Annotated in this window: 17 protein-coding genes; 11 read left to right on the top strand and 6 right to left on the bottom strand. The window is 66.3% G+C overall.

The annotated features are described in order from the left end of the window. Positions 1 to 511: 511 nt before the first annotated feature. Positions 512 to 2,287 (top strand): serine hydrolase domain-containing protein, encoded by a 1,776-nt coding sequence (locus tag AC5P7R_RS08265; RefSeq protein WP_495213821.1) that lies wholly within the window; start codon positions 512 to 514, stop codon positions 2,285 to 2,287. An 18-nt stretch (positions 2,288 to 2,305) separates the two neighbouring features. Here AC5P7R_RS08265 and AC5P7R_RS08260 read toward each other — a convergent pair whose 3' ends face one another. Further along, positions 2,306 to 2,698 carry a DoxX family protein gene (locus AC5P7R_RS08260; protein ID WP_019660763.1) on the bottom strand — a complete coding sequence of 131 codons (393 nt, stop codon included), beginning with the start codon at positions 2,696 to 2,698 and terminating at the stop codon, positions 2,306 to 2,308. Positions 2,699 to 2,816: 118 nt separating this feature from the next. Between AC5P7R_RS08260 and AC5P7R_RS08255 the strand changes: the two genes are divergently transcribed. Beyond that, positions 2,817 to 3,236, top strand: coding sequence for an H-NS histone family protein (locus tag AC5P7R_RS08255; protein WP_019660762.1), 420 nt, complete (start codon positions 2,817 to 2,819; stop codon positions 3,234 to 3,236). Positions 3,237 to 3,285: 49 nt separating this feature from the next. Next, positions 3,286 to 3,693: a hypothetical protein gene (locus tag AC5P7R_RS08250; RefSeq protein WP_134730028.1), complete on the top strand. Its 408-nt coding sequence runs from the start codon at positions 3,286 to 3,288 to the stop codon at positions 3,691 to 3,693. A 23-nt stretch (positions 3,694 to 3,716) separates the two neighbouring features. Here the strand turns inward: AC5P7R_RS08250 and AC5P7R_RS08245 are convergent, their stop codons facing one another. Next, complete coding sequence (locus AC5P7R_RS08245; protein WP_134730026.1) at positions 3,717 to 4,358, bottom strand: glutathione S-transferase family protein; 642 nt, start codon at positions 4,356 to 4,358, stop codon at positions 3,717 to 3,719. A gap of 472 nt (positions 4,359 to 4,830) precedes the next feature. Between AC5P7R_RS08245 and AC5P7R_RS08240 the strand changes: the two genes are divergently transcribed. Together AC5P7R_RS08240 and cml are read left to right on the top strand one after the other, a co-directional pair. After that, positions 4,831 to 5,283 (top strand): PA2169 family four-helix-bundle protein, encoded by a 453-nt coding sequence (locus AC5P7R_RS08240; protein ID WP_005419568.1) that lies wholly within the window; start codon positions 4,831 to 4,833, stop codon positions 5,281 to 5,283. A gap of 252 nt (positions 5,284 to 5,535) precedes the next feature. Beyond that, complete coding sequence (gene cml / locus AC5P7R_RS08235) at positions 5,536 to 6,723, top strand: CmlA/FloR family chloramphenicol efflux MFS transporter (RefSeq protein WP_495213820.1); 1,188 nt, start codon at positions 5,536 to 5,538, stop codon at positions 6,721 to 6,723. Positions 6,724 to 6,787: 64 nt separating this feature from the next. Here cml and AC5P7R_RS08230 read toward each other — a convergent pair whose 3' ends face one another. Then, positions 6,788 to 10,180 carry an autotransporter domain-containing protein gene (locus tag AC5P7R_RS08230; RefSeq protein ID WP_495213819.1) on the bottom strand — a complete coding sequence of 1,131 codons (3,393 nt, stop codon included), beginning with the start codon at positions 10,178 to 10,180 and terminating at the stop codon, positions 6,788 to 6,790. Between the two features lie 189 nt (positions 10,181 to 10,369). Here AC5P7R_RS08230 and AC5P7R_RS08225 point away from each other — a divergent pair, with 189 nt between their 5' ends. Then, positions 10,370 to 10,570, top strand: coding sequence for a hypothetical protein (locus AC5P7R_RS08225; protein ID WP_031270690.1), 201 nt, complete (start codon positions 10,370 to 10,372; stop codon positions 10,568 to 10,570). A 104-nt stretch (positions 10,571 to 10,674) separates the two neighbouring features. Continuing rightward, positions 10,675 to 11,025: a VOC family protein gene (locus tag AC5P7R_RS08220; protein ID WP_021204101.1), complete on the top strand. Its 351-nt coding sequence runs from the start codon at positions 10,675 to 10,677 to the stop codon at positions 11,023 to 11,025. Between the two features lie 259 nt (positions 11,026 to 11,284). On the opposite strand, the gene AC5P7R_RS08215 is transcribed toward AC5P7R_RS08220, so the two are convergent. Together AC5P7R_RS08215 and AC5P7R_RS08210 are read right to left on the bottom strand one after the other, a co-directional pair. Then, positions 11,285 to 11,581 carry a KGG domain-containing protein gene (locus AC5P7R_RS08215; protein WP_058978718.1) on the bottom strand — a complete coding sequence of 99 codons (297 nt, stop codon included), beginning with the start codon at positions 11,579 to 11,581 and terminating at the stop codon, positions 11,285 to 11,287. Between the two features lie 196 nt (positions 11,582 to 11,777). After that, entirely contained in the window at positions 11,778 to 12,242 is a 465-nt protein-coding gene (locus AC5P7R_RS08210) for a MarR family winged helix-turn-helix transcriptional regulator (RefSeq protein ID WP_019660754.1), read from the bottom strand. Positions 12,243 to 12,294: 52 nt separating this feature from the next. On the opposite strand from AC5P7R_RS08210, the gene AC5P7R_RS08205 reads away from it, so the two are divergent. From AC5P7R_RS08205 to AC5P7R_RS08195, 3 genes are all read left to right on the top strand, one after another. Continuing rightward, the gene (locus tag AC5P7R_RS08205) at positions 12,295 to 13,206 is read left to right on the top strand and encodes a S41 family peptidase (RefSeq protein WP_111101745.1); all 912 of its coding nucleotides are present in this window, start codon (positions 12,295 to 12,297) and stop codon (positions 13,204 to 13,206) included. A 98-nt stretch (positions 13,207 to 13,304) separates the two neighbouring features. Beyond that, positions 13,305 to 14,198 (top strand): NAD-dependent epimerase/dehydratase family protein, encoded by an 894-nt coding sequence (locus AC5P7R_RS08200; protein ID WP_019660752.1) that lies wholly within the window; start codon positions 13,305 to 13,307, stop codon positions 14,196 to 14,198. Positions 14,199 to 14,411: 213 nt separating this feature from the next. After that, on the top strand, positions 14,412 to 16,943 hold the full coding sequence (locus AC5P7R_RS08195) for a methyl-accepting chemotaxis protein (RefSeq protein WP_021204098.1): 2,532 nt from the start codon (positions 14,412 to 14,414) through the stop codon (positions 16,941 to 16,943). Between the two features lie 78 nt (positions 16,944 to 17,021). On the opposite strand, the gene AC5P7R_RS08190 is transcribed toward AC5P7R_RS08195, so the two are convergent. Continuing rightward, positions 17,022 to 17,408, bottom strand: a complete 387-nt coding sequence (locus AC5P7R_RS08190; protein WP_019660750.1) for a DUF2628 domain-containing protein — start codon at positions 17,406 to 17,408, stop codon at positions 17,022 to 17,024. 214 nt (positions 17,409 to 17,622) lie between these two features. Here AC5P7R_RS08190 and AC5P7R_RS08185 point away from each other — a divergent pair, with 214 nt between their 5' ends. Then, positions 17,623 to 17,793 (top strand): hypothetical protein, encoded by a 171-nt coding sequence (locus tag AC5P7R_RS08185; protein ID WP_021204097.1) that lies wholly within the window; start codon positions 17,623 to 17,625, stop codon positions 17,791 to 17,793. The last annotated feature ends 54 nt before the right edge of the window (positions 17,794 to 17,847 follow it).

Below are 17,847 nucleotides of genomic sequence, written 5' to 3'. Positions count from 1 at the left end.
GGGCCGCCACCGCTCCCGTGGCGAGTACGGCAACGACGAGTGCTGCAGCGAATTTCTGCGATGAACTTCTGTATTCCATGAGGGTGGTGCAGTTTCCTTGCGATTAACACTGGGTCGGGTAGGCGACGCAACGACGTTGGAGCTGCTCGCGCAACTGAAACGGAGTGCATGCAAGTCCCCAGAGATGGACTCGATCGTCTTGTGCACATCTGCATCGCCCGCAGAGAACGGAAAAGTGGTGCAGCCTCCCCCGGTCCGCCTTGGTTCGTATTCAGTCCTTGTTTACGTTCTGGTCCGTCACGCGCTTCGGACCCGGTGCCGGGCGACCCGTTGCACATCACCGACTACTGGTCACGACCAGAGCTCCGGGCACCGCCACAGGCCTATTGGAGCGAGTGCCGCGCCTTTGTTGCGGCGCAGGGAATCCGCTTGCCGCTCTCTCCGGGCTGAGGCCTGCGCAGCCGGCGAAGGTGCAGCACTGTCGATCACCGCACTCTGTGCCGAATGACACATGCCCCGCCATTTCTGCTGGCGGGAAGATGGCGGCATCCCGAAGTGGAGTGATCTGATGCCTGGTACGCTCAGTCGTCGCGCCTTCCTGGCCAACGCTGCTGCCGTTCCGGCGGCCACGCTCATGGCCACCGGCGTTGCTGCGGTGGCGCAGCCAACCGTCACCACCGGGAGCCTGATCGACGCGGAACGCGGCGTGATCCGCTCGGCCATGGACGGCAGCGGCATCGGTGCCGCTGCCGTCTGCCTGGTCGAAGGCGGGCAGGTGCGCTGGACTGAAGGCTTCGGTCACGTATCAGGCCAGGGCAGCGCAGCCGTAGACGCCAGCACGATGTTCAGCATCCAGTCCACCTCGAAGAATTTCGCTGCGGTGGCGGTGCTGTTGGCCGTGCAGGACGGCATCCTTGATCTGGACGCGCCCATTACCCGCTATCTGCCGTCGTTCACGGTGCGCAGCCGCTTCGAGCATGCTCCACATGAGCGCATCAGCCTGCGCCTGCTGCTTGCCAATCGCGCGGGATTCACGCACGAGGCGCCACTGGGCAACAACTACGAACCGGCGTCGCCGGGCTTTGATGCGCACGTCCGCAGCATCTCGCAGACATGGCTGCGCTTTCCAGTGGGTACGCGCTATCGCTACTCCAACCTGGGCTTCGACCTTGCCGGTCATGTCATTGAGCAGGTTGCGGGCATCAGCTATCCGGCCTGGCTGCAGCGCCGGATCTTCGAGCCGCTGGGAATGCACGACAGTACGGCCGATGCCTCGATCTACCTGGCAAGCAAGGGGCGGGCACTGGGAACCCAGGAAGGCCATGCGCAGGTACCGCCGGTGACGCCGCTGGTGGTGTCGGGAGGCGTCTGGACCAGTGCCGCCGACATGGCGAAGTATCTTGGCTTCCTGCTCGGTGGCGGTCGATCCGGTGCGCAGCAACTGCTCGAGCCTCACCTTTGGGACGAGATGCATGGTTTCGGCCTGGGCGGTGACTACGGGCTCGGTGTCATGCGCAGCGAACGCCTCTACGGCAGTACATCGGTGAGGCTGCTGCACCACCGCGGCGGGGGCTTCGGATTCGGGTGCGTGTTCACCTACTGCAGGCAGGCAAACGCAGGATTTGCCGCGATGTTCAATCGCGCGACGTCTGCGGGGTACGGCATTGGCGAGCGTCTGCTCGATCAGCTGTTGTCGGCGCGTTTCGGGCCTCGTCAGCCGCGTGTGCCCCTGTCTTCCCTGGCGCCGATCAGGTTGAACCAGGACCAGGTGCAGCGGATGGCGGGGAGCTGGATCGGGCGCAGCGGCAAGGCGAAGATCGTGGTTGCCGGAAGCGGTGAACTGCAACTGCATCGTGGGGCGCAAGCTGTGGGCGGCCGTTTTGCGGCCATCGACGGCGACCAACTGTTCACCGTGGACACCGATGGAGAAGTTGCGACGTACCGCTACCATGCGGCGACGGACATGCTGCCGGCGCACCTGGAATGCAGCAACGGCGAGGACGGCCTGGACCAGAACGATCCCATCGATGGGCCCACCGGGCCGCAGGCGCCCCATTGGCAACCCTGGCTGGGGCGCTATCGCATCGACCAGTGGGGAAAACCGTCGATGTCCGTTGTGCTGGAGCAGCGACAGGGCTGGCTGTACATCGATGGCATCCGCCTGGTCACCGAAGTGGAGCCAGGCTTGTTGTTCACCAGCGATGGCGAAGCGGTGGATTTCCGCAGCTCCCAGCCGACATGGCGAAACCTGCGTCTGCAGCGCGTCCCGCCCGTGGGCCAGGGGTGATGGCGGCATGCCGCCTGCTTATCCGCGCCGCCCACGCCCATCAATGCTGTAGCGCCCGGCTCCGGTGCAGGCCAGCAGCAGGAAGCCACCGGCCAGGCCCAGGTTCTTCAGGAACATGATCTGCTGGGTCTGATCGGCGAAGTTGTGGTGGAAGATGAAAGCGGTGACCAGGCTGAAACCTGCCAGTACGACCGCCACCAGCCGGGTCTGGAAGCCGAGCAGGATGCACAGGCCGCTGCCGATTTCGAAAGCGATGGTCGGCCAGAGCAGGATGCCGGGAACTCCCATTGCCTCCATGTAGCCCTGGGTACCACTGAGATCACCGAGCTTGCCCAGCCCGGAGACCAGGAACAGGGCCATCAGCAGGATGCGTGCAAGCAGGTAGGCGAGCGAATGCGATGAAGTGCTCACGTCGAGGTCCTCGGAGATGGCCGACGCAGGCGATCGGAGCCCACCGGCGGTGAAGCCCGTGTCTACGCGCCGGGCAGGGCGCCTTGACAGCTGCCGCGCTGCAGTAGACCTTTCCCGCATGACGATCGATATTGAATCGCTCAGCCTTCGCGAGCTGGGTGCCCTGGTGGTTGCCGCTGAACGGCGGAAACAGCTGATTTCCAGCCGCCGTCCGGCCAGTGCGGTGCGCCGGATGCTGAAGGCCGCCGCCGCCGAAGCCGGATACACCATCGAAGAACTCTTTGGCGGCCAAGCCTCGGAAACACCTGCGCCCGCCCGCAAACCCGCCCGCCGTAAATCCGGTAAAGTCGCGCCCAAGTATCGCGACCCGGAATACAAGCGCCTGACCTGGACCGGTCGCGGGCGCATGCCGCGCTGGTTGGCGTCCAAGGTGTCGATGGGCCACAAGGTCACCGATTTCCTGATTCCTGGCTTGGCCAGGCCGACCGCTGGCAAGACCAGCACCATCGGCAAGCGGACCGTCATCAAGAAGGGATGAGGCTGCAGCACTGCTACCCTGCCTAGGTCTTTCAACCAAGGAGCACGGGATGGCACACGAGAGTGGCATGATGATCACGCCGAAAGTCCTGCACGCCGCGGCAGGCGCGGCCGTGCTGGTCAGCCTGCTGGCCTGGGCGGTGGAATGGAGCGGGATCGCTTATGTCTGCCCGTACTGCCGCGTGCAGCGCACGGTCATCGGCGTGCTCGGCCTGCTCACGCTGTTCGCGCGCCCGGGGAGCCTCATCGTGCCCTGGTTGTCGTACACAGCCGGTGGCTTCGCGTTCGTGGTCGCAGCGATGCAGCACTTCAACGGCTGGAAGCGCATTTCCGCCGGTGATTTCAGTTTCAACGCGCAGTGGTACATCGATCCGTGGCTGCTGTCCGGCTGCGCGATGCTGATCCTGGTGGCGCAGCTGATGCTGGTGCAGGCCGCCTGCCGGCGCAGCTTGCGCTGAGTATTTCCACGCATGGCGCGGAACTACCCGTTCTGGAATACCGCCAGCTGCGCAGCAAACGCGCGCTGATAGGCGGGACGCTGCGTTGCCCGTGCCACATAGGCCACCAGCAGCGGATACGCGTCAAGCAGCCCGCTGCTCTTCAGGCGCAGCAGCACCGAAACCATCATCAGGTCGCCCACGCTGAAATCGCCGTCCAGCCACGGCGCGTTGGCCAGCCATGTTGACAGTTGCGCCAATCGCGCCCGAACCCGCTCATCCAGCATCGGCAGCCGCTGTCCGTACCACGGCTGCTCGCGCTCCAGCACCCAGGCCATGGAGCGCTCGACAATCGGCGGCTCTACCGTGTTCAGTGCGGCAAACAGCCACATGACCGCGCGCATGCGGGCATCCGGATCAACCGGGAGCAGGCCGGAATGTTGTTCGGCCAGGTGCAGGACGATCGCGCCGGATTCAAACAGGACCTGGTGGCCCTCCTGCCAGGTGGGAATCTGCCCGAACGGATTGCGTGCCAGGTGCGCGGGCTGCTTCAGCTCGGCAAAGCTGAGCAGCTGCACGTCATAGGGCACGTCCAGCTCTTCCAGCGCCCAGCGAACGCGCATGTCACGGGCCAGGCCCTGGCCGCGGTCGGGAGAGGTGGCGAAGGCGGTGAGGATGGCGGTCATGGCAGCAGTCCGCGTGGTGAGGGAAGGGCTTTGATGATCTGACGAGCGGGCGTCCCGGAAATCGACATCGATGGCGGCGCCCTGCACGTCACCTGCACGCGTCCTGCACGCACGTACCGCCGCCGATCCATCAGTCTGCCGGGGTCATCCGCAGAAACAGGTAGCAGGCATGAATACCCCCGGAAAACCGAAGCCCAGTTGGCGCCAGAGAAACGTACTGATGGGAGCGCTCGCCGCGGTCGTGGTGATCGTGCTGATCATCCTGTTCGTTCCCTGGTGAGGCTGGCCAGCACCGCTCGATGTGAGCCACGCGCCACTGTGGCGTGAAGCAGTCAGTGCGGGTTGGGTGAAGTGATGTGCATATCAATCGCTGCTCACCCGCGAACCACACGAGCATGTCCACAGTGGATCCGCAGGCAGCGCAGTCGAGGCTGCTTTTCTCCCCCTGAAACGAAGATACAGGAGCAAGGCCATGAGCACCCAGTCCACCATCGAACACCGCCTCAACGACCTGATCGAGATCGCCCGCGACGGCAAGTCGTTCTACGAAGAGGCCGCAACCAAGGTGAAGGATGCCGAGCTGTCGGCCTTGTTCACCCGCATCGCCGGCGTCAAGGGCCGCATCGTCGCGGCGCTGAGCGGTTCGGTGGCTGCCAGCGGCGGCAAGCCGGCCGAGCATGGCACCGTGGTGGGTTCGATGCAGCAGTTCTACGGCAAGGTCCGCGCCGCGTTCGGAGATACCAACTATGGCTACGTGGCCGAACTGGAAGAGTCCGAGGATCGCCTGCTGGGCGCGTTCAAGGATGTGCTGAAGGACAATGAACTGCCACCGGCGGTGCGCCAGGAAGTCACTCAGCTGTTGCCCGAAGTGCAGGAGTGCCACAACGTGATGCGCGCGCGCAAGCATGCGATGAAGGCGGCCTGACGATCAGCGGCGGCCCACTCCCCAGGGTCGCCGCGGCCGGGGCGGCACCGCTGCCCCGGCCACCCTGAACCGGTCGCTGCTACACTTGCATCGGTTCCGCACCGCCAACGATCAACACCATGAGCAACGGGAACGGTCCGCAGACAGTTCGCTGAGCCGCAACAACGATGCAGACGTTGTTGCGGTGATCATCCCTGCGATGCACGCGAAGTGGATGGATCGCCGCCGGATCACTCCGGGCGGAGACTCCCCATGTTCAATCGAAAGGCCCCGCGTTGGGCCCACCCGTTGCCGTCGGCCATTGTGCTGATGGCGCCCTTCGACCTCCTGGCCTCGCTGGCCATGGACGTCTATCTTCCTGTGGTGCCGGTGATGACGCAGGCACTGCAGACATCCCCGACGCTGGTGCAGCTCACGTTGAGCAGTTACCTGCTGGCGCTCGGGCTGGGCCAGTTGCTGTTTGGCCCATTGTCCGACCGCATCGGGCGACGCCCGGTCCTGTTGCTGGGGGCGTTGCTGTTCGCGCTTTCGTCGTTTGCGCTGGCCCTGTCCGGCAGCGGCGCCGCTTTTCTGGCTTGGCGAACCGTACAGGCGGTGGGAGCGTCGGCGGCATTGGTGGCGACCTTCGCCACGGTCCGTGACGTCTATGCCGATACACCCGAAGGCGCCTCGCTGTATGGGTTGTTCGCTTCGATGCTGGCCTTCGTGCCGGCGCTGGGGCCTGTTCTGGGCGCACTGCTGGCTGGTGCCGTCGGCTGGCGCGCGATCTTCGTTCTGCTCGGCGTACTGGGCACGATCGCCGGCCTGCGCGCGGTGCGGCATTGGCACGAAACCCGCCCGCAGTGCCATGACGGGGCGCGACCGGCGGCACGACGCATCCTCGGCAGCGGCGCGTTCTGGGTCTACACGCTGGGCTTCAGCGCGGGCATGGGCACATTCTTCGTGTTCTTCTCAGTCGCGCCCCGGTTGCTGGTCGGGCGCATGCAGTACTCGCCGCTGTCGTTCAGCCTGGCCTTCGCGACGGTGGCACTGGTGATGATCGTCACGGCGCGGATGGCGAACGCGTGCATTGGGCGCTGGAACGTGCGCGGTACCTTCCTGCGCGGCCTGTGGGTGATGGTGGCCGGGGCGCTGCTGATGGCGTCGGCCGCCGCGTGGCGTCCCTCGTTGATCGGCGTGGTGCTGCCCATGTGGGGCATCGCGGTGGGGCTTGTGATGGTGGTTTCAGTGGCTGCCAACGGTGCGCTGCGTGATTTCGCCGATGCGTCGGGTGCGGCGGTGGCCCTGTACTACGCAGTGCAGAGCCTTATCGTGGCAGGCATCGGCACGCTGGTGATCCTTGTGCTACCCGGCGATACCGTGTGGCCGCTGGTGGCCTATGGGTTGCTGCTGCCACTTGCCAGCCTGGCAGGTGCCGCCGCCCTGCGCCGTCGCGCATAGCGCTGGGGGTGGGCAAAAAAGGGGCGGCCGCAAGGCCGCCCCAACCCGTCAAGAGAACACGTGTTTAGAAGCGGATGGACCAGCGAGCACTGGCCCCATGGTCGCGGCTTTCACTGCCGAACTGGCCGCTGTAGCCCAGCTCCAGCTGCTGCCGCGGCGTCAGCCACGCCGACAGGCCCAGCTCGGCCACGACAGCGTTCTCGGCAATCGGTGCGCCTTCGACTGCAAAGGACGTGCTGCTGTTGGCAAAGGCCAGGTTGGCCACCTGGCTGCGGTCTCCGAAGGCGCGGCGATAGCCCAGACCACCGCGCAGATGCAGCCAGCTGTCCTGCTGGAATGATGCCTTCAGACCCTTGTCGAAGCGCAGCCCTGCGGTAGCGGTGGTGGTGCCGGTGTCGTCCACCTTGCCGTGCAGCGCCGCCGCGCCACCGCGCTCGTTGATCTGCTTGAGGTCCACTTCCACGCGAGCCACCTGCAGGTAGGGCTCCAACCCGCCTTCCGCGTTGCCGAAGCGATAGCCCGCTTCGATGAACGCTTGGCGCGCATGCGCGTTGTAGCGCGCGCTCAGGCTGTCACTGAAGCCGGCGAAGCCGACATCGCGCGTGCTCTTCACCTTGTGCTTGCTCCATGCCACGCCACCGCGCAGGCCGAAGCCGCCCCAGGCGTGGCTGGCATATGCGCCGACGTGCGTGTTGTCGATCTTCGACTTGGCACGGCGCTCCAGCTGCTTCACGTCGGTGCGGCCGGTACCGGCCAGCACGCCGACCTGCCAGCCATCGAACTCGCGGTCGATGCCCACCAGCAGGCCATTGCTGTTGGCATCGGTGCGCGCGGTGTTGCTGTTGCCATCCAGCCTGCTGTTGCCGCCCAGTGCCTGCACCCAGGCACCGGTGGCGTCACCCGTATCGGATCCCGGTGCGGTTGCGCCGGCACGGCGTGACAACGCAGCGTCACGGACATGACGGCTGCCTTCCACCAGCGCCAGCGAGGTGGCTGCGTGCAGCTCGCCGCTGAGGCCATCGAGTACGGCACCGACCTGCTGCGGGAACAGCTGTGTCAGCGGCCTGGGCAAGCCCTGGTTGATCGCCAGGCCATCGGCCGCCGCCGCAACCGCATGCTGGTTGGGCGTAGTGGCCGCACTGGCCAGCGATGCACCACGGGCCACGTCGATGCGTGCTCCGTTGGCGCCGTACGCCAGGCTGAACTGCAGGAACGGCGAGAACGCGCTGAAGTCGGTCTTCGCGAACTGCCCGTTGAGACCGCCGTCGGCGCGGATGAAATTGAACTGCTCGCCGAGGTAATAGGTGCCCGGCTCCGGCAGCGCGAGCAGGGTACCGCCCAGGGTGGCGGTGCCGGTCACGTGCAACTGGTCACTGCGCCCGCCTGGAGCAAGTTCGGCGGCATAGACGCCGGTTGCGCCCTGCACGTAGTTACCGTTGATGGTCAGCGTGCCGATTGAATTGCCGGGCGCGATGATGCCGTCGACTTGGGTGGTGCCGAGCGTACCGACACCCTTCAGCAGGCCGTTGGCACCGACCGTGGTGGTGCCGCCGGTCTGCGTGCCGTTGAAGGACACCACGCCGCCGTTGACGCTCAGGTTGCTGTCCTTCAGCACGGCGCTGGCGCTGACCGTACTCACGCCACCGGTAGTGGTCAGTGCGGTGGAGAACAGGCTGCCGTTGAGCAGGAACTGGCCGCCCTGCACTTCGACCGCCGCGGTAAGCGCGTTGGCGCCGTTCAGTTCCAGCGTACCGTCCTGCAGTACCGCGCCGTTGAAGCTGTTGTCACCGCTCAGGCGCAACCAGCCGATGCCGGACTTGGTCAGCTTGCCGGGGCCGCCGATGTCATTGGTCCAGTCATCCCAGGCATTGCCTTCCCACACCTTCAGGCCACCGGCCTTCTGGTTCATCACCACGTTGGTATCCACGCGCAGCGAGCCGTAGCCTTCGATGGCCTTGCGCAGGTCCATCAGTCCCCAGCCGTAGATCTCGTCGATGCCGGGTGCGCCAAGATCACGCGCGGTGGTCAGCAGCACGTCGCGGACCTGCGCGCTGTCCAGATAGGGGAAGCGTTCGAACAACAGGCCCAGCGCACCGGTTACGTGCGGTGCAGCCATCGACGTGCCGCTGAGCAGCCCGTAGCTGTAGGTTGGCACGCGCTGGGTGACGTCGAGCGACAGGTTGCCGTTGGCATCAACGCCCAACGACGCCGCAACGGCGGAGTCATCGCCGTAGACCGTGGAGTTGATGTTGGAACCCGGGGCCGCCAGGCACCAGTTGGCGCTGAGCCCGCACTTGTTGGAGGTCGGGCTGAGGGTGAAATCCTGTCCAACGTTGACGACGCTGAGCCAGTATTTTTCGATGTCGGCGAAGGCACGCGGCAGGGTGGCGTACATGCCGGCGATCGGGCTGGCCGATACAGGAGCCGCAGCACCGCGCGCCGGCGAATTGCCTGCCGCCCAGACCTGGATCATTCCCCTGGCGCGTGATCCGTCTGCATAAGTGGCAAGGTAGTCGCGATAATCGGGATCGTTGTAGATCCGGTCCATCAGCACCGCATCGGGTTCCTTGCTCAGGCCCCAGCTGTGGTTGACCGCGCGCACGCCCTGGGCATTCATCTGCGCATACATGTCGACCACGGCGGACGAATCCGGCCCGACGCTGCCCAGCGAGACTACCGAATACCCGGTCGCCGTACGCTGCCATTCGCTGGCGCTGTTGAAGAACAGGCGGGCCACACTGAGATCGGCGCCGAAGGCCACGCCATGCATGCCGTTGCCATCACGGTTGGCAGCGATGGTGCCGGCAACATGGGTGCCGTGCACTTCGTAGCCGATACCGGGCTGTACATAGGGCCCCGCCAGGATCAGATCGCGGATGTTCTGCGGGACGTTTGCGTTGAACCCGACGTAGCTGACCTGCACGTCGTCGCCGTCACTTGAGAAGCAGGCGCCGGGGCCAGTGAGCTGTGCAGTGTTGGTGCAGCGCGTGCCATCGGCCAGCACGTCGGCGATGTGGATGCTGCGATGGTTCTTGCCAGCGAATTTCGGATGGTCCAGGCCGGTGCCACTGTCGAACACGCCAAGGCGGATGCCGGTGCCCGTCAGGCCACGCGCATAGGCGTCGTCGGCGTGGGTCGCCGCCAGGCCCCAGTCGGCGTTGAATTCCTCCGTGCGCCAACTGGCCGGATCACCTGCGTTACCGAGGAGCGACGTGCTGCTGGCTGCTGCCGCGGGTGTTGCGGCCGCTGCGTTGGCGCCGGCCGACGCGCTCGCCATCGACGTGGGCTGCGCCCATGCCGCCTGCAGTTGGCGCTGCTGCTGCCAAGCGTCGAGTGACTCGCTGGCCATGGCGGGAAGCGCTGCAGCCAGCAACAGCGAACTGGCCACGGCCAACGCCAGGCGGCTGTGCAGCGGGAAGCGGGAGTGGGACGAACAGCCGTGCTGCGGGTGATTCATCGGACAACATTCCTTGGTTGACGGACAACAACGCCGTTAACCCCGCAGCGCGCCAATCACCCCCAGTAGTGTGAAGGAATTTTTATGAACGTATTAAGGTGGCGTGACGCCGGTGTTCACGTTGCCTCGCGGCTCCCCCGCTACCGTGAGCCGGCCTGGGCTCACCAGGCTTATCAGGGAGTGATGGTGATGCGTACTGTCAGGAAAGTGATCGTGGCGGCGCTGTTCGCGCTGGCGTGTACCGGTTCGGTGGCGGTGGCGGGCCCTGTCGAGCCTTGCGACGCGCCCTGCTGGCGGGCCTACCAGATGTGCCTGGCCAGTGGGGCCGACGCTGGGGAATGCCAGCAGGCGTACAATACCTGCGTGGTCGATCTGTGCATGGGCGTGTGAGTCGCGCCGATTGAGCCGTGTGGGAGCCCCGTCACTGACGGGGCTCTTCTGTTTCCGTGGAAGGTCGGGCAGTCTGGATGGGCCCTGTCCAACGGAAGCATGCCATGGCCGTCAAACGCGTCGTCGCCAACATCGCCACGGCTGAGCCGGAACGGGCCGCTGCCTTCTATGGCGAGCTGCTTGGCATGCCCGTGGTGATGGACCATGGCTGGATCGTCACCCATGGCGGGCAGGGCAGTGCGCTGGCGCAGGTCAGCTTTGCCAGTGAAGGCGGTTCCGGCGCCGCGGTGCCGGACCTGTCGATCGAGGTGGACGACCTGCAGCAGGTGCTGGAGCGCATGCGTAAGGCCGCCATCGCGCTGGAGTATGGGCCGGTCGATGAACCCTGGGGCGTGCGCCGCTTCTTTGTCCGCGATCCATTCGGGCGGCTGTTGAACATCCTCGTGCACACCTGAGCAGGACGTTTCCGACGCCGCCTGCTGCCCCGTGGCAGGCCGACCCTGCGTGGCAATCGACATCACAGGGGCTGGCAGGACACGCGCGTGCGCTCATCGCGCAACCGGGCGCAATGCACGCCGCGCCGCGGATGCTTACGTGGTACCGCAGTGGCACGGCCGTCGGCGTCGGCTGGGCGATGGCATCGGCCGGTACCCTGGCCCAGCTTGTGGCTGCAGGATGGCACCGCCGACGGGAAACGGCCTGGCCGCGTGATGATCACTTCTGCTGGCGGTGCGGAGCCTCTCCACCATGCTCGATCTGCTGCTGCTGCTGCTGGCGCGCGTTGGCGTGGCGCGCGTGCCCACCCTCGCGCCCGATCGCGGCCATGTGCTGCCGATCACGGCTGATCGCCTCGCCGCCCTTGCGGCCTGCCGCACGTGCCTCATCGCGGCTGAACTCATGCGCATTGCCGGAGGCATGCGCCGCACGTCCGCCTTTGGCAGCGATCGCGCGCTGCTTGGCCTGGTCCATCGAGGCGAAGCCCCGGTTGGAGCGGTGATTCTGCTCAGTCATGGGAAGTATCCTTCTGCATGGGCGGCGCCGTGGTCGGCGACAGCGCCAATGCTTGGCCAGTGCGTGCTAAGCCGAGGTCGCCATCCCCGCCGTGGTCTTCACCCGGCATGCGCACGTGGTTGATGAGTCCGCCATTCAGGCGAATGCCAGGACCACCACCACCGGCGAACACGCGGGGTGTCGCCGACGCACTGCATCAGCGCAGGCGGGCGTCGCGCAGGCGTTGCGCGAACGGTCGTTGCTCCAGCACCTTCAATGCCTCACGCAGCACCTGTTCCAACGACTGTCCAAGATCGGCGTCGAGACTGCGGGCCGCTAGCGCCGTAGCCTGCCACTGCGCCTGCAGCGCCGGCAATGCCTGCAGGGCGTGCGGGCTCAACTGCAGGATGCGTTCGCGGCTGTCCTCGCCCACCGCAGCGTGCAGCCAGCCGTCGCGCACCATCGCTGAAACCGTCTGGCTGAGCGCGGAGTGGCTGAGCCCGCAGGCCAGTGCCAGATCCTTGATGCGGCAGGGGCCCTGCACCATCAGCGTGCGCAGCACCGGGGTGTAGCGCGGCCGGTAGTCCAGTTGCAGATCCCGGTAGGCCTGCTCGACCGCCGGGTCGAGCTGGTCGAGCAGGGCACGCAGCAGCGTTCCCAGAGTTGCACGTTGGAGATCCATGATGACAATGATATATAAGCACTTATATATCATCAAGGCGACGGAGGCGATCATGACGGTTTCGTGGATGCTTGGCGCGTTGCTGGCGGCCGCCTGCCCGGCGCAGGACGCCGTGCTGCAGGCAGCGGCCACGGCGATAGAGGCGCAGTACCTGGATGCGGCCGAAGGCGCACGCATTGCCGAAGCCGTGCGCGGCTGGTCCACCCAGCAGCGCTATGTGGACAGCTGCTCGGATCCGAAGGCTTTCAGCGCACGCCTGAACCAGGACCTGGACACGTTCGATGGCCACTTCCATGTAGAGCGCGTGGACGCAACGGCCGGCCAGGACGACTGGCTGATGGCATGGCGCGCGGATGCGCGCAGCAATGGCGCTGGCGTGCGCGAGGTACGGGTGCTGGAGGGCAACATCGGTTACCTGCGGCTGAGTACATTCTATCCGCTGGATCTGGCCCGGCCGAAACTCGCCGCCGCCCTCGAGCTGCTGGCCGACACCGATGGCCTGGTGCTGGATGTGCGCCAGAACGGCGGCGGGGATGACGGCAGTGCCGACCTGCTGGTGCGCACGCTGTTGGACGCGAAGATCGACGCGGTGCAGCAGTTGGACCAGCGCGGGCGGCGCACGCTGGTACCACTGCCGCCGGCAAGCCTGCCCACTTACCTGAAGCCGCTGGTCGTGCTGATCGATCGCCGCACCGCGTCGGCTGCCGAGTTCGTCGCCTACTCGCTGCAGGCGCTGGGCCGTGCACGCATTGTCGGCACGCGCAGCGGCGGCGCTGCACACATGGTCGATGATCCTGTGCTGCTGCCGGATGGCTATCAGATCAGCATTCCCGATCGGCAGCCGATCAATCTACATACCGGAACCAACTGGGAACGCACCGGTGTCACGCCCGACGCGGTAGGCGGTGACGATCCGCTGTTCGTCGCGCGGCAGCTGCTGGCCCGATCGGCCTCGCGGGAATGAACGCACAATTGCAATTGCGCCCTATCGCAGACGACATGCAGCGTGCCTAGAATCGAGGCATCCCGGTAGTTCCCGGGCGCTTCGAGTGAATGGACTCAATGAAGATTCTGCTGACCGGCAGTTCCGGGCGGATCGGGCGCGCGATCTTCGGCGCATTGGCGGCCTCCCACGAAGTGGTGGGGCTGGATCGCAGCCCATTCGCCACCACCCGCATCATTGCCGATGTCACCGATCACCAGGCTGTCGCACGGGCGGTGCAGGGCGTTGACGCGGTGATCCATACCGCCGCCCTGCACGCACCCCACGTCGGCCTGGTGCCGGACGGGGTGTTCCACCAGATCAACGTGGAGGCGACCGCGCACCTGCTGCAGGCCGCACGCGAAGCCGGGGCGCGGCGATTCGTGCTGACCAGTACAACCGCGCTGTACGGCCACGCCGTGGTCGCCGGTGGCTGCCGTTGGATCGATGAAGACACCGAGCCGTTGCCGCGCACGATCTACCACCGCACCAAGCTGCAGGCCGAAGCACTGGCCGAAGCCGCTGCGGCGCCGGCCTTCAGCGTGCGCGTGCTGCGTATGGCCCGCTGCTTCCCCGAGCCGCCCGAACGCATGGCGATGTTCCGCCTGCACCGCGGTATCGACGCACGTGATGTAGCCAGCGCGCATGCTGCACTGCTGCTGGACGAAGGTGCCGCTTTCGCGCGTTACATCGCGTGCGCTCCAACGCCGTTCCGGCGTGAGGATTGCCTGGAGCTGGCCACCCACCCGCGCAGCGTGCTGGCACGCCGCGCGCCACAGCTGCTGGCCGAGTTCGAACGACGGGGCTGGCCGCTGCCGTTGAGCATCGATCGCGTCTACGACAGTGCCCGCCTGCGCAGCGTGCTGGGCTGGCAGCCGCGCTTCGGCCCGGACGACGTGCTGCAGCAGTACGCCGCCGGCAGCATTGAGGTGCTGCCAAGGGCGGAGTGGATCAAGGATCGGGTCGCCGAATGAGATGGTCGCAGGGGGCGGGGCACCGAGCCCACCCTGAGCAGGTTCAGGAATGTGCAGGCCGCTGGCCTCAATCTCGATGGCGGCCGGCCGCTAAACCCGGTGTGCCTCGTGCACCGGGCGCGGCCCGGCGGCCGGTGGCCTGCGCGACGGATCGCGCGCCTGCGCGGTGTCCTCGTGACGCCGGTCGTCCTGAATTGCCTTGCGGACCCTCCCATGCCTTCTTCCCGCTCCGCCACTGCCCAACGCCCGGGCAGCATCGCCCACAAGCTGATGCTGGGCACCGCTGTGATCGCGCTGCTGTGCTTCGGCCTGACCGCGTTCCTGATCTACCGGCAGGCCAGCGCCAGTCTGATCAGCGCCTCGCGCCAGACCATGACCAGCGAGGCCAACGCCGAGGCGCGCCAGGTGGCGGCTGACCTGGGCACCGCCTTTGCCAGCAACGATGCCATGGTTGAAAGCGTGCTGGCCCAGCGTGCCCGTGGCGACGTGCCCGACCGCGCCAGCCTGGCGGCGGTGCTCGGCGAACAGCTGCGTGCTCATCCGCAATGGCTCGGCAAGAGCACCATGTGGGAGGCCGATGCCTTCGACGGCAAGGATGCGGAGTTCGTCAATAGCGAAGCTCACGATGCCACCGGCCGTTACATGAGCTACTGGGCCTGGCAGGACGGCAAGCCGCAGCAGTCGGTGATGACCGATTACACCGAGACCGCCAGCGGATCGGGCGACTGGTACATGGGGCCCAGCCGTGACAAGCTGCCCAAGGTCAGCGAACCCTACGCCTATGACATCGCCGGCCAGAAGGTGCTCATGAGCACCCTGAGCACGCCGATCATCGAGAACGGCAGATTCCTGGGCGTGTTCACCGTGGACTTCTCGCTGGCGGCGTTGCAGAAGCACCTGGCCACGCTGAAGCCGATGGGGGCCGGTCGTGTCGAACTGCTGTCGCCGAAGGGTGTGGTGCTGGCCTCGGCCAATGCCGCCGAGATCGGCAAGCCGCGCAGCGACGCGCAGACCCGCAGCATGCTGGCCGACATTGCCGCCGACCGTCGGTTCGAGGCCTTCACTCCGGATGCGGCCGGCAATGTGCGGGTGTATGTACCGCTGCGGGTCGGCGATGCGCCGCAGCGTTTTGCCCTGGGCGTGGTGATGCCGCACGCGGTGATCGTGGCTGAGGCACGCCAGCTGCTGTGGCTGACCCTGCTGGTCGGCGTGATCGCCGCGCTGAGCCTCAGCGCCGGTGTCCATGTACTGCTGCGCCGCCTGGCAATCCGCCCGTTGGCCGAAGCGGTGCGCGTGGCCGGTGATGTCGCCGCCGGCAAGCTGGACAGCACGCTGCCGGCGCGCAGCAACGACGAAGTGGGGCGCCTGCTGGACGCGATGCAGGGCATGCGTGGGCAGTTGCAGTCAGTGATGGCTGCGCAGGCCGAAATGGCGCGCCGCCACGATGCCGGGGAGCTCAGCTACCGCATGGATGCTGCGGCGTTCCCGGGCGAGTACGGCCGCATGGTGGCCGACAGCAACCAGCTGGTGGCCTCCAGCAATGCGGTCACCCAGCGCCTGGTCGAGGTGATGCAGCGCTACGCCGTGGGCGACCTCAGCGTGGACATGGAAGCGCTGCCGGGCGAGAAGGCGGCATTCACCGCCGCGATGGCAACCACCAAGGGCAACCTGGCTGCGATCAACGAGCAGATCCAGCAGCTGGCCGCCGCCGCCGCTGCCGGTGATTTCGCCGTGCGCGGTGATGCGTTGCGCTTCGAGCATGATTTCCGCCGCATGGTGGAGACCTTGAACACAATGATGCAGGTCAGCGACCACAACCTGGCTGCACTGTCTACGCTGCTGCGCGCGATCGCCGCCGGCGACCTCACTGCGCGCATGCAGGGTGAGTTCCACGGGGTGTTCGCGGTGATGCGCGACGATGCCAACAGCACCGTGCAGCAGCTGACTCAGATCGTCGGACAGATCCAGCAGTCGGCGGCCAGCATCCGCCTGGCCGCTGGCGAGATCGCGGCCGGCAACAGCGACCTGTCGCGCCGCACCGAACAGCAGGCCGCCAATCTGGAAGAAACCGCCGCGTCGATGGAGGAACTGACCTCCACCGTGCGCCAGAATGCCGACCACGCGCTGCAGGCCAACATGCTGGCCGGTTCCGCAGCGGGCGTGGCCAGCGAAGGGGGCGAGGTGGTCAGCCAGGTGGTGCAGACGATGCAGCAGATCGAAGCCTCGTCGCAGCGCATCGCCGAGATCATCTCGGTGATCGATGGCATTGCGTTCCAGACCAACATCCTGGCATTGAACGCGGCGGTGGAAGCCGCGCGCGCCGGCGAGCAGGGCCGTGGCTTCGCCGTGGTTGCCAGCGAAGTCCGTGCGCTGGCGCAGCGCTCAGCGGGTGCCGCCAAGGAGATCAAGGAGCTGATCGACGCTTCGGTGGCACAGGTCGGAGCCGGTGCGCAGCTGGTGCACGGTGCCGGACGCACCATGCAGGACATCGTCGGTCAGGTCGGCCGCGTCAATGAGATCATGGCCGAGATCTCGGCCGCCTCGCGCGAACAGTCGGCCGGCATCGAGCAGGTCAACCAGACCGTGGTGCAGATGGACGAAACCACCCAGCAGAATGCTGCACTGGTGGAGGAAGCCAGTGCAGCAGCCCGCGCGATGGAGGAGCAGGCCGAGCAGCTGGCGGTGGCGGTGTCGCGCTTCCGCCTGCAGGCCGGGCCGATGGCCACGGCACGCCGCGCGGCCTGAGCCAGAGAACGAAGACGCCCGGCGGGGGCCGGGCGTCGCTTGCATCCTTGCCGCGCATCCCTGCGCAGGTCTGATGGCTCAGAACATGCCTTCAAACGGGTTCCAGCTGGTGCGCCCTTCCACCTTCTCCAGGTAGTAGCTGTAGTTGGTGCTGGAGGCGACCAGCAGGTTCATGGCGATGAACAGCATGCGCCCGACAACGTCGGGAAGGAACATGGTGATGATGGCCAGTACGATGTTGATGCCGATCACCACCAGTGCCTTGCGCCACATGCCAAGGATCAGCAGGTAGATGGCGCCGAAGAACAGCGCGAAGAAGTTCAGGTTGATCTTCAGGCGGTCACCAAAGGACAGCGCCTTCCAGGCCTGCTTGAAGCCGGGGTTCTTGGGGGCGCCGTGCTGGCGGAAGAAGTTGAAGCGGAACTGCCACTTCGGGCTGAACTGGGACAGGTCAGTGGTATTCATTGGGGAAACATCCCTGTGAGAAAACGTTTTCATGATAGGACAAGTCCTATTCAGGATCCAAGCGCTGCCGTCAAAAATGTGACGCCTGCCTTGTTCCGACGGCTGCGGCCTGGCGCCGCACCGTCACCCGCCCGCCTTGTTTTTAGGTTAGGGTGCGCAGTTCCGCTGCCGCCGCGGTTGACCCCGGCGGCGGCGGGATGTCCATGGAGGTTGCATGACCACAGCTGCTACACCGGAAAACGCACCGGGGCCGGTGCTCCTGCCGACACCTGAAGTGGTGCAGGCACAACAACTGCTCGCGCGCCAGCAACTGGCGGTGGCGATGGACCGTGCGCGCACGGCCGCCACGCGGGACGCGGCGCCGGCCGCGCTGGAAAGCGAGTAATCCGCCACCGTTGATCGCGCGGGCATCACGCCAGCGCGATCACGGCGCGCGCGC

This window comes from Stenotrophomonas sp. YJH_SMC_27, assembly GCF_059369815.1.
The sequence above is the reverse complement of the archived record's forward strand: the minus strand, read 5'-3'. Positions and strand labels throughout refer to the sequence as shown.

Excerpts from the sequence above, each read along its gene's own strand:
- AC5P7R_RS08240 (WP_005419568.1), top strand. The coding sequence starts at position 4,831 with ATGAGCACCCAGTCCACCATCGAACACCGCCTCAACGACCTGATCGAG.
- AC5P7R_RS08225 (WP_031270690.1), top strand. The coding sequence starts at position 10,370 with ATGCGTACTGTCAGGAAAGTGATCGTGGCGGCGCTGTTCGCGCTGGCG.
- AC5P7R_RS08250 (WP_134730028.1), top strand. The coding sequence starts at position 3,286 with ATGGCACACGAGAGTGGCATGATGATCACGCCGAAAGTCCTGCACGCC.
- AC5P7R_RS08205 (WP_111101745.1), top strand. The coding sequence starts at position 12,295 with ATGACGGTTTCGTGGATGCTTGGCGCGTTGCTGGCGGCCGCCTGCCCG.
- AC5P7R_RS08190 (WP_019660750.1), bottom strand. The coding sequence starts at position 17,408 with ATGAATACCACTGACCTGTCCCAGTTCAGCCCGAAGTGGCAGTTCCGC.
- AC5P7R_RS08265 (WP_495213821.1), top strand. The coding sequence starts at position 512 with ATGCCCCGCCATTTCTGCTGGCGGGAAGATGGCGGCATCCCGAAGTGG.
- AC5P7R_RS08195 (WP_021204098.1), top strand. The coding sequence starts at position 14,412 with ATGCCTTCTTCCCGCTCCGCCACTGCCCAACGCCCGGGCAGCATCGCC.
- AC5P7R_RS08255 (WP_019660762.1), top strand. The coding sequence starts at position 2,817 with ATGACGATCGATATTGAATCGCTCAGCCTTCGCGAGCTGGGTGCCCTG.
- AC5P7R_RS08220 (WP_021204101.1), top strand. The coding sequence starts at position 10,675 with ATGGCCGTCAAACGCGTCGTCGCCAACATCGCCACGGCTGAGCCGGAA.
- cml (WP_495213820.1), top strand. The coding sequence starts at position 5,536 with ATGTTCAATCGAAAGGCCCCGCGTTGGGCCCACCCGTTGCCGTCGGCC.
- AC5P7R_RS08245 (WP_134730026.1), bottom strand. The coding sequence starts at position 4,358 with ATGACCGCCATCCTCACCGCCTTCGCCACCTCTCCCGACCGCGGCCAG.
- AC5P7R_RS08210 (WP_019660754.1), bottom strand. The coding sequence starts at position 12,242 with ATGGATCTCCAACGTGCAACTCTGGGAACGCTGCTGCGTGCCCTGCTC.
- AC5P7R_RS08230 (WP_495213819.1), bottom strand. The coding sequence starts at position 10,180 with ATGAATCACCCGCAGCACGGCTGTTCGTCCCACTCCCGCTTCCCGCTG.
- AC5P7R_RS08200 (WP_019660752.1), top strand. The coding sequence starts at position 13,305 with ATGAAGATTCTGCTGACCGGCAGTTCCGGGCGGATCGGGCGCGCGATC.
- AC5P7R_RS08185 (WP_021204097.1), top strand. The coding sequence starts at position 17,623 with ATGACCACAGCTGCTACACCGGAAAACGCACCGGGGCCGGTGCTCCTG.
- AC5P7R_RS08215 (WP_058978718.1), bottom strand. The coding sequence starts at position 11,581 with ATGACTGAGCAGAATCACCGCTCCAACCGGGGCTTCGCCTCGATGGAC.